We start from the raw sequence: 12,950 nt of genomic DNA on the forward strand, positions 1-12,950 counted from the left end.
CCTGAGCGTGGTCAACTACCGCCGAAAGCCGCCCGGTTGTCCTCGGCCCACTCCCGGTAGGACCGGGCCCTCCTGCCCAGTACCTCCGGCACGTCCGGTGTGACCAGCGCGTTGCCGCCGCGGCGGACATGGGCCGTTCCGGTCAGGACGCCCTCGGCCTGCGTCTCGTCGAAGCCCCAGACGGTGCGGAGGAATTCACGGGTTCCCTCCGGGGACAGGTCGCGGGTCCGGACCGGGCGGCCGAGGACCGAGGCGAGGACGACGGCCTGCTCCGGGACGCTGATCGCCTCGGGACCGGTCAGGGTGTACGTGCGTCCGGCGTGCCCGTCGTCGAGCAGGGCCCGCACGGCCACCGCGGCCACGTCCCTCGGGTCGATCACCCCGGACGCCCCGTCCCCGGTCATGTTGGGCACCGGCTCGCCGTCCCGGAGCGCCGGTGCCCAGCTCAGCGTGTTGGAGGCGAACGACGAGGGCCGCAGGACCGTCCACTCGGCCCCGCTCTCCCGCACGGCCCGCTCACCGTCCGCGTGCCACAGACCGAACGGGCCGGCCTCGGGATCCCCGGTGCCGATGGCGGAGAGCTTCACCAGCCGGCGTACCCCCGCCTTCGCCGCCGCGGCCACGAGCACCTTGTCGGCTTGCGCGGAGGGGCCCGGGACACCGACGAGGAACACGGCCGTCACCCCCTCCATCGGGCCGTCGAGGGAGCCCGGGTCGCCGTAGTCCCCGCGCACCACCTCCACGCCCCGTGGCGCCTTCGCCCTCGCCGGGTGGCGCGTCAGGGCGCGGACCTTGTCGCCGCGCTCCGCGAGCTGTCGTACGACTTCACTTCCGATGGTGCCCGTGGCACCCGTCACCAGGATCATGGGGTCCACGGTGGCCCGGACGGGGTCCGCCGCTCTTGGAAAAACCGGCACGCTTCGCCCGTCCCGGGAGCGTGCCGCGCGCCTAGGCTGGTGAGGTGCCGAACACGACCGCCGAACTGGCCTTGAACACAACGGAGATGTTGCACCCCTGGATCACCGGGGTGCGGAACGTGTCCCTCGCCGATCCCGGCGGGGCCGCCTTCGTCCATCTGCCCGACGCGGTCACCAAGGTGGTGCTGCGGGTGTCGGCGGGCGGGCACCACGACGTGATGGCCGTCGGACCGCGGGTACGTGCCTCGTACCACGAGGGCAAGGCCCATCTGTCCTGTCTGGAGCTGCGGCTCGCGCCCGGAACCGCCCTGCCTCTGCTGGGCGTCCCGGCCGCCGAACTGGTCGGCCGGGCCGTGCCGTTGGACCGACTGCCCGGCGGGACGGCGCGGCGGCTCGCGAGGGAGCTGCGCCGCCTGGAGCCCGAGGAGGTGGTGCCGTATCTGGCCGAGGCGCTCCCCGAGACGCTGCCGGCGGCCGCGGACCACGGCCGTACGGCCCTGGTGCGGGCCGGGGCCGACGCGCTGTCGGTCCGGGCGGACCGGGCCCCCGCCCAGGTCCGTGACGTCGCTCGTGAACTGGCGGTGAGTGAGCGCCAGTTGCGCAACCTGTTCACGGAGGGGGTGGGGGTCTCCCCCAAGCACTACGCGCGCATCGACCGGGTGCGCACGGTCGTCACCCGGGCCGCGACGGCTTCCTGGTCCGAACTCGCGGTCGCCACCGGGTACTACGACCAGTCGCACATGACGTCCGACTTCCGGTCCCTGATGGGTGTACCGCCCCGCTCGTACGTCACCGGCCGGCTGCCCTCGACGACCCCCTGCCGGGCGGCGGCGGGCGGCTGAAGCCTGGTCGTCCAGGGCTCCGGTCGTGACGGCGGGCGGGCCGCCGTGTTCTTCTCCGTGGCCCGCCGCGCTGTCAGTGCACGGCCGCGATCTCCTCGCCCGCCTCCATCGGGTGGGTGACGTCGTGGGCCTCTCGGTCCTTGCCGAGATGGTTGAAGAGCAGGTTGAGCACCACGGCCGTGATACAGCCGGTGGAGATGCCCGAGTCCAGGACGATCTTCGCGGTCTCGGGGAACGCGTGGTAGAACTCGGGCGCGGTGATCGGGATGATCCCCACGGCGAGGGAGACGGCGACGATCAGGACGTTGTTGTCCCGTTCGAGGCCGGCCCGCATCAGGGTCTGGATGCCGCTCGCGGCGACCGACCCGAACAGGACGATGCCGGCGCCGCCGAGGACCGGGCGGGGCACGACGGCGATGAGCGAGGCGGCCATCGGACACAGGCCCATCAGGACGAGGAAGCCGCCACCGGTCGCGACGACGTACCGGCTGCGGATCCGGGTCATCGCCACCAGGCCGATGTTCTGGGCGAAGGCGCTGCACATGAAGCCGTTGAACAGCGGGCTGAGCGCCGAGCCGAGGGTGTCGGCGCGCAGGCCGGCCGCGATGGTCCGCTCGTCGGCGGGTCGTTCGACGATCTCGCCGAGGGCCAGCATGTCGGCGGTCGACTCGGTCATGGAGACCACCATCACCACGCACAGCGAGAGGATGGCGGCGAGCTGGAACTGCGGGGCGCCGAAGTGGAACGGCGTCGGGAAGCCCACCACGTCGGCGTGGGCCACGGGGCTGAAGTCCGTGACACCGAACGGGATCGCGACGAGGGTGCCGACGATCAGACCCAGCAGCACGGCGATCTGCTTGACGAACCCGCGGGTGAAGCGGCGCAGCAGCAGGACGATGAGCAGGGTGATGCCGGCGAGGGCGAGGAAGGTGGTCGAGCCGTAGTCGTCGGCCTTCGGATCGGGGCCCTGGGCCCAGCCGAAGGCGACCGGCAGCAGGGACACACCGATCAGGGTGATGACCGAGCCGGTGACGACCGGCGGGAAGAAACGTATCGCTTTGCTGAAGAAGGGCGCGGCGACGAAACCGAGGAGGCCGGCGACGATGACCGCGCCGAAGATGATCGGCAGGGCGTCGGACTTGTCCTCGGTGGAGGCGACGACGGCGGTCATGGGGGCGACACCGGCGAAGGTGACGCCGTTGACGAAGGGCAGCCGGGCGCCGATCTTCCAGATGCCCAGCGTCTGCAGGAAGGTGGCGAGGCCCGCGGTGAACAGGCAGGCGCCGGTGAGGAACGTCAGATCGGTCGCGCTCAGGCCCACGGCCGCGCCGACGATCAGGGGTGGTGCGACTACTCCGGCGTACATGGCGGCCACGTGCTGCAGGCCGCTGGTCGCCATTTTCAGGGCGGGGAGTTTCTCGTCAACAGGATGGGCGGCCACGGCTGCTCCTCCGGGCGGGTAACACGTCGTCGTCGACGTGGGTTTCTGGGAGGTGGTGCGTGTGGTCGTGCGGGACCGTGACGGGGTGGCGCTCGAGCGGTGAGCGGTACAGCGGTGACCGTTCCGGGGCGCGCGCGTGCGCACGCGCCCCGGAGACGGCTTGCCGTGGATCCCGCTCGGATCCACGGCTCCGGCCGTGAGCCGTCCCTCCCGGCCGGAGTCCGCCGGCGCCTCGCCACGGGGGTGGGGCGCCGGAGTGTGGGGTGTGGATCAGCCCTGGGCGGCGATCCGGGCGAGGCGCTGGGCCTCCTCGCGGGTGGAGCGGGCGATGGCGTCCTCCTCGACGTGCAGCAGGCGGCCGTTCTCGACGATCTGCCGACCGTTGACGAAGGAGGCGGTGACCGGGGCCGCCGCGCCGAAGACGAGCGCGGTCACCGGGTCGGCGATGGAGGCGTGGGCGAGCGTGTCCATCTTCCAGAGCACCAGGTCGGCGAGCTTGCCGGGCTCCAGCGACCCGATCTGCTCGGCCCGGCCGAGCACCTGGGCGCCGCCGTACGTGCCGAGCCGCAGCGCCTGGCGGGCGTCGAGGGCGGCCTCGCGGTGGGCGCCGAGGCGGTTGATCAGCAGGGCGTTGCGCAGCTCGGTGTGGAGTTCACCGGACTCGTTGGAGGCGGTGCCGTCCACGCCGAGACCGACCGGGACACCGGCCCGGAGCATGTCGGGCACGCGGGCGATGCCGGCCGCGAGCCGGGCGTTGGACGAGGGACAGTGGGCGACACCGGTCTTCGTCCGGGCGAAGGCGGCGATGTCGGAGTCGTTCATGTGGACGCAGTGCGCCATCCACACGTCCTCACCGAGCCAGCCCGTGGACTCGAAGTAGTCCGTCGGACCCATGCCGAACAGCTCGTGGCAGAACTTCTCCTCCTCCACGGTCTCCGAGCCGTGGGTGTGCAGCCGTACTCCGAGCCGGCGGGCCAGCTCGGCGCCCTGCCGGAGGAGTTCGGTGGACACGGAGAACGGGGAGCAGGGGGCGACAGCCACCTGGGTCATGGCGTCGAAGGAGGCGTCGTGGTGCTTCTTGACGGTCTCCTCGGTGGCGGCGAGCGCACCCTCCAGCGTCTCGACGGCGAAGTCCGGCGGCAGGCCGCCGTCCTTCTCACTGCGGTCCATCGAGCCGCGGGCCAGCGTGAACCGTACGCCCATCTCCGCGGCGGCGCGGATGATCGAGCCGGACAGGTCGCCGGAGCCCCGCGGGAAGACGTAGTGGTGGTCCATCGCGGTGGTGACACCGCCGCGGGCCATCATGGCGAGGGAGCCCTGGGCGGCCGTGTACGTCATCTGCTCGTCGATGCGCGCCCATGTCGGGTAGAGCGCGACCAGCCAGTTGAACAGGTTGTGGTCGGTGGCCAGGCCCCGGGTGATCCACTGGTAGAAGTGGTGGTGGGTGTTGACCAGACCGGGCGTGACCAGATGGCCGGTCGCGTCGATCCGGCGCACCACGTCCTCGAGGCCATCGGGGGCCTTGCCCGCGCCGACCGCCTCGATCCGGTTGCCGGCCAGGACCAGGTACCCGGAGGCGTACTCCGTGTCGCCCGCGTCCACGGTCGCGATCGCGCAGTTCTCGATGACGATGCGCTGGCCTGCCGATGGTGCCATGGTGCTTCCTCTTCTTTCAGTGGCGGCCCGTGGACCGAAGGGGTGTCCACGGGGAGGGAGGGCACGGCAGGACCCTAGGAGGATTTGAGTGCCGGAGCGGGCCTGCCGCTCCGGGTGCCGAGGTGGTGGAAGAACAGATTGAGCAGGACGGCGACGAGCGCGCCCGCGCTGATGCCGGAGCCGAGCACGGTCTGCGCCCAGGCCGGGAAGTCCGCGTAGAAGGTCGGCGCGGCCAGCGGGATGATGCCGGCACCGAGCGCCACGGCCACCAGGATGATGTTGGAGCTGTCGTCCAGCCCCGCCTCGGACAGGGTACGGATGCCGCTGACGGCGATCGAGCCGAAGAGCACGATGCCCGCGCCGCCCAGGACCGGCATGGGGACCAGGGAGACGACGGCACCGAGGACCGGGAAGGCGCCGAGGACCAGCAGGGTGGCGCCGGCGACGGCGACGACGTAGCGGCTGCGCACCCGGGTGAGGGAGACGACGCCGACGTTCTGGGCGAAGGCGGAGGTGGGGAAGCCGCCGAAGACGGGACCGAGCAGGGTGGCGATGCCGTCGGTGCGCAGGCCGCGGGTGATGGTCCTCGCGTCGGCACGGCGGTCGCAGATCTCGCCGAGGGCGAGCATGCCGGCGGAACTCTCGGTCATCAGCACGAGCATCACGATGCACAGCGACAGCACGGCCGCGGGCTGGAACTCGGGGGTGCCGAAGGCGAACGGGGTGGGCAGCGCGGCGACCGGCGCGGACCGCAGCCCGCTGAAATCGGCCATGCCGAAGGGGATCGCCACCAGGGTGCCGATCAACAGCCCGAACAGCAGGCCCACTTGCTTGACGAATCCCCTGCCGAAGCGCTGGATCAGCAGGATGACGGCGAGGGTGAAGCCGGCGAGCGCGAGGTGCCGCATGGCGCCGAAGTCGGCGGCGGTCTTGTCGCCCCCCTGGGCCCAGCCGACCGGGACGGGCATGAGGGTGACCCCGATCAGGGTGATGACGACGCCGGTGACCAGGGGCGGGAAGTAGCGCAGCAGCCGCCCGAAGAACGGGCCGAGCGCCAGGCAGAAGGCCCCGGCGACCATCACCGCGCCGTAGATCGCGGGGAGTTGGTGCCCCTTGCCGCTGGTCTCGGCGATCGCGAGGATCGGGGCGATGCCGGCGGAGGAGGCGGCGTTGACGAAGGGCAGGCGGTTGCCGACGAGGCCCTTGACGCCGATGGTCTGGAGGATGGTCGCGACGCCCGCGATGAGCAGGCTCGCGGCGATGAGCCGGGTGCGGGCCGCGATGTCGAGTCCGCAGGCCTGGCCGATGATGAGCGGAGGAGTGACGACGCCCGCGTACATCGCGGCGATGTGCTGGAGCGCGGCCGGGACGAGCCGGGTGACGTGGAGCTTCTCGTCCACCGGATGCACGGACGTGACGGCGTCCTCGGTGTGCCCCGGCGGGGTGGGACCCAGGGCTGTGGCGGGCCCTTTCGCAGGCTGTGCCATTTCGTTCCCTCCGGTGTGGCGGGCCCCCGGCACGGGTGGTGGGCCGGGGGCGCGCGTCCCGCGTCAGAGGTTGGTCGTGTCGACCGGGATCAGGGCCTCACAGCCGTCCCGCAGGATGGTGGCCTCGATGAGGCCGTAGGGGCGGTCGGCGGCGAAGTAGACCTCGTTGTCGTTCTTCAGGCCGAACGGCTCCAGGTCCACCAGGAAGTGGTGCTTGTTCGGCAGCGAGAAGCGGACCTCGTCGATCTCGCCGCGGTTGTTGATGATGCGCGAGCCCATCTGGTACAGCGTCTGCTGCAGTGAGAGGGAGTAGGTCTCGGCGAAGGCCTGGAGCATGTGCTTCTTGACCTGCTCGTAGGACTTCTCCCAGTTGGGCATCTTCTGCTCGTCGTCGGTCCAGTTGAACCGCCAGCGGCCGGAGACCGAGGTCGCCAGGATGCGGTCGTACGCCTCCTGGAGGGTGGTGTACTTGTCCTTGACGTAGCCCCAGAACTCGGAGTTGGTCGAGTTCATCACCGTCAGGTCCTTGAGCCCGGAGACGACCTCCCACTTCCGGCCGTCGTAGGTGATCTGGGTGAGGCGGGTCTCCTGGCCCTTCTTCACGAAGGAGTGCTTGACCTCGTCCGAGCCGATGAACTTCGAGTTGGCGTCGGAGGTCTCGATCCGCTCCCAGGCGTACTCCTCGATGCGGATCCGGGCGCGGTGGATCGGCTCCTGCGAGGTGACGAAGTGGCGGGCGAGGTGGATGCCGAACTGCTCGGCGGACTCAATGCCGTGCTCCTTGGCGAACGCGAACACCGTGTTCTTGGTGGTGTCGGTCGGCAGGACGTTGGCGTTGGAGCCGGAGTAGTGGACCTCTTCCATATCGCCGCTCAGCGCCACGGATACGTTGAGGTCCTTGATGTGGTGGGTGGCGCCGTCCCGCGTGATCTTGACGACTCGGTTCTCGGCCTTGCCGTACTGGTTCTGTCCCAGAATCGTGGGCATTTAGCTAGCTCCCTCGGTAAACGGAGTAGCCGAACGGGTTGAGCAGCAGCGGCACGTGGTAGTGCTCGCCCGGTACGACGGCGAACGTGATCGCCACCTCCGGGAAGAACACACCGGTTCCGCTGTCCCGATTCGCGGGGGCGTCCTGCTGCGCATCGGCTTGCTTCTTCTCGAAATACGGCTCGACGGCGAAGTCGAGCCGTACGTGGGTGGTCCCCTCCGGCAGGGCCGGCAGGTCCTTGCACCGGCCGTCGGCGTCGGTCGCGGAGCCGCCGAGCGCCTGCCAGTTCGCGTCGCGCCCGCTGCGGGCGGCGAGCTGGACGGCGACGCCCTCGGCGGGGCGGCCGACGGAGGTGTCCAGGATGTGCGTGGACACGGAGGCGGTGGTGCTGGTGCTCATGGTGTCAGGCGTCCTCTTCGACGAGTCGGGCCAGTCGGATGCGGTTGATCTTGCCCAGCTCGGTGCGGACGATCTCCCGCTCCTGCTCGGGCGAGTTGCCGATCCGCTCCTTGACCGCGTCGCGCATCTGCTCGCCGGTACGGCCGGTGGCGCAGATGAGGAAGACATGGCCGAACTTCTCCTGGTAGGCCAGGTTGAGCTCGAGCATCTCCGCCTTGAGGTCCTCGGAGGCGCCGGCCATGCCGCGCTGCTCACGGGCGGAGGTCGGGTCGCCGGGCTTGGGACGCCCGATCGGCGGGTGCCCGGCCATCGCCTCGTCGAGGTCCTCGGCGGTCAGCTCGGCCGTGGCGGCGCCACCGGCCGCGTAGAGCGCTTCGGCGGTGGGATAGGGGCGGCCGGCGAGCAACCGCCGGGCCCACTCGGTGGAGGCGCACGCCTCGTGGAGGGCGGCGAGGGCCGCGTCCTCCTCCAGGTCGTTGAACCGGGCGAGGCCCGGGGGCGTGGAAGTCGACGTCACGGGAGCCTCCGTGGCCGCGATGGGCCTTCGTGCTGAACGGGCTGCCGATAGCTAACGCCCTCGGAAACATCACGTCAACACTTTGTTGAAAAATCCGCGTAACAAGCCGCGGCGGCGCCCGGGCCGCTCAGGCCCCCTTCTCCCGGTTCAGGTAGTTGTAGACGGTGAAGCGGCTGACACCCAGTGCACCCGCCACCGTCTCCACGCCGTGCCGCACGGCGAAGGCGCCCCGCGCCTCCAGTATGCGCACGACCTCCTGCTTGGCCTTGCGGTCCAGGTCGGCCAGCGGCCGGCCCTGTCTGCGCTCCATGGCGGCGAGGATGTGGTCGAGGGAGTCGGCGAGCTGGGGCAGGCGTACGGCGAGGACGTCGACGCCCTCCCAGGCGAGGACGACATCCTCCGGACCGGCCTCGTCCGGCGGAAGCATCTCCCCGCCCATGGCGTCGATCAGCGGCTTCACGGCCGCGATGAAGGGCTCGTCCCCGGTCAACTGTCGCCCTCCCCGCTCGCGTCCTCGATCACGTTGACCTGGAGCGAGACCCGGGTCGCACCGGCCTCCAGGGCCTTGCGCAGCAGCGCGTCGACGGCGGTGAGCACGCCGTCGGCGGCCCCTTCGGCCGTGTTGCCGAACGGGCCGACGTCCACGGCGTCCAACTCGGCCGCCTCGAGGACCTGCCGCGCCACGAGGGCGTGCGCGGGCGCCTCTTCCAGGTCGAAGGGTTCGGTCGTGAACTCCACTCTCAATCGCACGCGCACAACCTAACGCGCGCCGCGGGTTTTGGGGCGGCCCGGTGAGGACGGGCTGCCGGGCCCTCTTGACAAGCGCCGACACCCGACGGCAATCTTCCATTAAGCAGAAACGAACTTCCGCTATACGGAAACAAGAACCACGGAAGGGAGCGCGGCCCGAATGGGATTCGCAGACCAGCGCTTCAACGTCAACCTGTCGATCCTCTTCACGGAACTCCCGCTCCTGGAGCGTCCCGCGGCCGCCGCCGCGGCCGGCTTCTCCGCGGTCGAGCTGTGGTGGCCCTGGATCGACTCCCCCACCCCCGAGCGGTCCGAGCTCGACGCCCTGAAGAAGGCGATCGAGGACGCGGGCGTCCAGCTCACCGGGCTGAACTTCTACGCCGGGCAGCTGCCGGGCCCGGACCGCGGCGCCCTGTCGGTCCCGGGTGAGGAGTCGGCGAGGTTCCGCGCCAACATCGACGTGGCCGCGGGGTTCGCGCAGTCGCTCGGCTGCAAGGCCCTCAACGCCCTGTACGGCAACCGCGTCGACGGCGCGGACCCGGCCGCACAGGACGCGCTCGCCCTGGAGAACCTGGTGCTCGCCGCCCGGGCCGCCGACCGGATCGGCGCGATCCTGCTGATCGAGGCGCTCAACCGGCCCGAGTCGCCGCTGTACCCGCTGGTGTCGGCGCCGTCCGCGATCGACGTCGTCGACAAGGTCAACGCGGCCACGGGCCTCGGGAACGCGAAGTTCCTCATGGACCTGTACCACCTGTCGATGAACGGCGAGGACCTGCCCTCGGTGATCGACCGGTACGCGGCGAGGACCGGGCACGTGCAGATCGCCGACAACCCCGGCCGCGGCGCCCCCGGCACCGGCTCGCTCCCGCTGGAGGAGCTGCTGGACCGGCTGCGGAAGGCCGGTTACGACGGCTGGGTCGGCCTGGAGTACAAGCCGGGCGGCCGTCCCAGCGCCGAGGCCTTCGCGTGGCTCCCGCGCGAAGCGCGCTGAACCCCCCGACTTTGCAGAGCAGTCAGAGAGGCACCCCCGAGATGAGCAACCTTCCCAAGATCGCCTGGATCGGCCTCGGCATCATGGGCTCCCCCATGTCCGAGAACCTGGTCAAGGCGGGTTACAAGGTCACCGGCTACACCCTGGAGCAGGACAAGCTGGACCGCCTGGCCGCTGCCGGCGGCACCGCGGCCGGCTCGATCGCCGAGGCGGTCCGGGACGCCGACGTGGTGATCACCATGGTCCCCGCCTCCCCGCACGTCGAGGCCATCGCCTACGGCCCCGACGGCATCCTGGAGAACGCCAGGTCCGGCGCCCTGCTGATCGACATGTCCTCGATCACCCCGCAGACCTCCGTGGACCTGGCCGCCGCCGCGAAGGACAAGGGCATCCGGGTGCTGGACGCCCCCGTGTCCGGTGGCGAGGCCGGCGCCGTGGAGGCCGTGCTGTCGATCATGGTCGGCGGCGGCCAGGCCGACTTCGACGAGGCCAAGCCGATCTTCGACGCCCTCGGCAGGACCATCGTGCTGTGCGGCCCGCACGGCTCCGGCCAGACCGTGAAGGCGGCCAACCAGCTGATCGTCGCCGTGAACATCCAGGCGTGCGCCGAGGCCGTGGTCTTCCTGGAGAAGTCGGGCGTGGACCTCAAGGCCGCGCTGGACGTCCTCAACGGCGGCCTCGCCGGCTCCACCGTGCTGACGCGCAAGAAGGACAACTTCCTGGCCCGCGACTTCAAGCCCGGCTTCCGCATCGACCTGCACCACAAGGACATGGGCATCGTCACCGACGCCGCCCGCAACGTCGGCGCGGCCCTGCCCGTCGGCAGCGTGGTCGCCCAGCTGGTCGCCTCCCTGCGCGCCCAGGGCGACGGCGGCCTGGACCACTCGGCCCTGCTGCGGGCGGTGGAGCGCCTCTCCGGCGCCAAGGTCTGACGCACCCCGAGACTTCCGGGCGGCGCCGCCGCCGACACCTGTCCTGTCGCGCCCAGGCGTCGGCGCCGCCCGGAACCCACTTCAACAAACTGTTGACGCCCCGTCCACCCAAATCTAGGCTCACGCCAGCGGAAGCTCCATGAAGCGGAAGTCTGTTTCCGAAGATTCCGAAGCTTTAGCGGTTCCGCAGATTCCCGCTGCCCTCTCGCACGGAAGGTCCCCGATGTCGAAGCGCGTGCTGACGACAGAGTCCGGCGCCCCGGTCGCCGACAACCAGAACTCCGCCTCCGCCGGCGCAGGCGGCCCGCTCCTCCTCCAGGACCAGCACCTCCTGGAGAAGCTCGCGCGCTTCAACCGCGAGCGGATCCCGGAGCGCGTCGTGCACGCCCGCGGTTCCGGCGCGTACGGCCACTTCGAGGTGACGGACGACGTCACCGGCTTCACCCACGCCGACTTCCTGAGCGAGATCGGCAAGCGCACCGAGGTCTTCCTGCGCTTCTCGACGGTCGCCGACTCCCTCGGCGGCGCGGACGCCGTCCGCGACCCCCGCGGCTTCGCGGTGAAGTTCTACACCGAGGAGGGCAACTACGACCTCGTCGGCAACAACACCCCGGTGTTCTTCATCAAGGACCCGATCAAGTTCCCCGACTTCATCCACTCGCAGAAGCGGGACCCGTTCACGGGCAGGCAGGAGCCGGACAACGTCTGGGACTTCTGGGCGCACGCCCCCGAGGCCACGCACCAGGTGACCTGGCTGATGGGCGACCGCGGCATCCCGGCGTCGTACCGCCACATGAACGGCTACGGCTCGCACACCTACCAGTGGACGAACGCGCAGGGCGAGGCCTTCTTCGTCAAGTACCACTTCAAGACGAACCAGGGCATCCGCAGCCTGAGCAGCGAGCAGGCCGCGGAGACCGTGGGCCAGGACGCCAACTCCCACCAGACGGACCTGCTGCAGGCCATCGAGCGGGGCGTGCACCCGTCCTGGACCCTGTACGTGCAGCTCATGCCGGCGGCCGAGGCGGCCGACTACCGCTTCAACCCGTTCGACCTCACCAAGGTGTGGCCGCACAAGGACTACCCGCTCCAGCGGGTGGGCCGCCTGGTCCTCGACCGCAACCCGGACAACGTCTTCGCCGAGGTCGAGCAGGCCGCGTTCTCCCCGAACAACTTCGTGCCCGGTATCGGTCCGTCCCCGGACAAGATGCTCCAGGGCCGGCTGTTCGCCTACGCGGACGCCCACCGCTACCGCCTGGGCGTCAACCACACCCTGCTCGCCGTGAACGCCCCCAAGGCTGTCCCGGGCGGCGCCCGCAACTACGGCCGGGACGGCCTCATGGCGGTCAACGGCCAGGGTCGCGGCGCCAAGAACTACGAGCCGAACTCCTACGACGGCCCGGTCGAGACCGGCCGCCCGCTGTCGGCCCCCCTGCCGGTGTCGGGTCACACCGGCAACCACGAGGCTCCCCTCCACACCAAGGACGACGACTTCGTCCAGGCGGGCGACCTGTACCGCCTGATGTCCGAGGAGGAGAAGTCGCGTCTCGTCGCGAACATCGCCGGCAGCCTCTCGCAGGTCTCCCGCGACGACGTGATCGAGAAGAACCTGGCCCACTTCCACGCCGCCGACCCGGAGTACGGCAAGCGCGTGGAGGCGGCGGTCCGCGCCCTGCGCGAGGACTGATCCCAGGAACCCGCAAGCAGCGTACGGAATCTGACGGGAGGTCATGATTCCGTACGCGGCCCGCGCAGTACACCGGACGGCCCGGATGAGGGGTGGCCGTCGGTGGAGGCGCGGGCAGGGCGAGGACCGCGGCGGCGTGCGAGCCAGTGCGGTGGTGAAGGAACGGCCTGCCCTTCTCGACCTGAGGGAAGAGCACCCGGATCCGTCGCATCCGCCGCGGTCCCACCCAGCCCCCTTACCGGGGGCCGCCTGCCCCGTCCGGCGGCGCGAACGACCTGTCGCGCCCAGCCTCGCGCCGTCGGACGGCCATCACCGGACACCGAAGCGCCCCCTGCCCAGGGGG

Annotated in this window: 13 protein-coding genes; 4 read left to right on the forward strand and 9 right to left on the reverse strand. The window is 70.7% G+C overall.

The features are described from left to right. Positions 1-11 precede the first annotated feature (11 nt). Positions 12-866, reverse strand: coding sequence for an SDR family oxidoreductase (locus BLW57_RS09605; protein ID WP_371127781.1), 855 nt, complete (start codon positions 864-866; stop codon positions 12-14). 95 nt (positions 867-961) lie between these two features. Between BLW57_RS09605 and BLW57_RS09610 the strand changes: the two genes are divergently transcribed. Then, the gene (locus BLW57_RS09610) at positions 962-1,759 is read left to right on the forward strand and encodes an AraC family transcriptional regulator (protein WP_371127782.1); all 798 of its coding nucleotides are present in this window, start codon (positions 962-964) and stop codon (positions 1,757-1,759) included. 73 nt (positions 1,760-1,832) lie between these two features. On the opposite strand, the gene BLW57_RS09615 is transcribed toward BLW57_RS09610, so the two are convergent. The 8 genes from BLW57_RS09615 to BLW57_RS09650 form a co-directional block, all read right to left on the reverse strand. After that, positions 1,833-3,200, reverse strand: a complete 1,368-nt coding sequence (locus BLW57_RS09615) for a nucleobase:cation symporter-2 family protein (protein ID WP_093473692.1) — start codon at positions 3,198-3,200, stop codon at positions 1,833-1,835. Between the two features lie 270 nt (positions 3,201-3,470). Next, positions 3,471-4,856: an 8-oxoguanine deaminase gene (locus BLW57_RS09620; RefSeq protein WP_093473694.1), complete on the reverse strand. Its 1,386-nt coding sequence runs from the start codon at positions 4,854-4,856 to the stop codon at positions 3,471-3,473. A gap of 74 nt (positions 4,857-4,930) precedes the next feature. Then, positions 4,931-6,343 (reverse strand): nucleobase:cation symporter-2 family protein, encoded by a 1,413-nt coding sequence (locus BLW57_RS09625; RefSeq protein WP_093473696.1) that lies wholly within the window; start codon positions 6,341-6,343, stop codon positions 4,931-4,933. A gap of 63 nt (positions 6,344-6,406) precedes the next feature. Next, a complete protein-coding gene (gene pucL, locus BLW57_RS09630) occupies positions 6,407-7,330 on the reverse strand; it encodes a factor-independent urate hydroxylase (RefSeq protein WP_093473698.1) in 924 nt (307 codons plus the stop codon). Positions 7,331-7,334: 4 nt separating this feature from the next. Further along, positions 7,335-7,730, reverse strand: coding sequence for a hydroxyisourate hydrolase (gene uraH / locus BLW57_RS09635; protein ID WP_093473700.1), 396 nt, complete (start codon positions 7,728-7,730; stop codon positions 7,335-7,337). Positions 7,731-7,734: 4 nt separating this feature from the next. Beyond that, positions 7,735-8,247 (reverse strand): 2-oxo-4-hydroxy-4-carboxy-5-ureidoimidazoline decarboxylase, encoded by a 513-nt coding sequence (gene uraD / locus BLW57_RS09640; RefSeq protein ID WP_093473701.1) that lies wholly within the window; start codon positions 8,245-8,247, stop codon positions 7,735-7,737. Between the two features lie 127 nt (positions 8,248-8,374). Then, positions 8,375-8,686 (reverse strand): helix-turn-helix domain-containing protein, encoded by a 312-nt coding sequence (locus tag BLW57_RS09645; protein ID WP_371127852.1) that lies wholly within the window; start codon positions 8,684-8,686, stop codon positions 8,375-8,377. Positions 8,687-8,733: 47 nt separating this feature from the next. Beyond that, on the reverse strand, positions 8,734-8,997 hold the full coding sequence (locus tag BLW57_RS09650; protein WP_093473705.1) for a YkoF family thiamine-binding protein: 264 nt from the start codon (positions 8,995-8,997) through the stop codon (positions 8,734-8,736). A 160-nt stretch (positions 8,998-9,157) separates the two neighbouring features. Between BLW57_RS09650 and BLW57_RS09655 the strand changes: the two genes are divergently transcribed. The 3 genes from BLW57_RS09655 to BLW57_RS09665 all read left to right on the forward strand — a co-directional run bounded on the left by BLW57_RS09655 (position 9,158) and on the right by BLW57_RS09665 (position 12,607). Next, positions 9,158-9,988, forward strand: a complete 831-nt coding sequence (locus BLW57_RS09655) for a TIM barrel protein (protein ID WP_093473707.1) — start codon at positions 9,158-9,160, stop codon at positions 9,986-9,988. A gap of 41 nt (positions 9,989-10,029) precedes the next feature. Further along, positions 10,030-10,920: a 2-hydroxy-3-oxopropionate reductase gene (locus tag BLW57_RS09660; protein ID WP_093473708.1), complete on the forward strand. Its 891-nt coding sequence runs from the start codon at positions 10,030-10,032 to the stop codon at positions 10,918-10,920. A 223-nt stretch (positions 10,921-11,143) separates the two neighbouring features. Then, positions 11,144-12,607 carry a catalase gene (locus tag BLW57_RS09665; protein ID WP_093473710.1) on the forward strand — a complete coding sequence of 488 codons (1,464 nt, stop codon included), beginning with the start codon at positions 11,144-11,146 and terminating at the stop codon, positions 12,605-12,607. Positions 12,608-12,950: the final 343 nt, after the last annotated feature.

Origin of the sequence: Streptomyces sp. 1222.5 (assembly GCF_900105245.1) — a bacterium.
GTDB classification, from domain to species: domain Bacteria; phylum Actinomycetota; class Actinomycetes; order Streptomycetales; family Streptomycetaceae; genus Streptomyces; species Streptomyces albidocamelliae.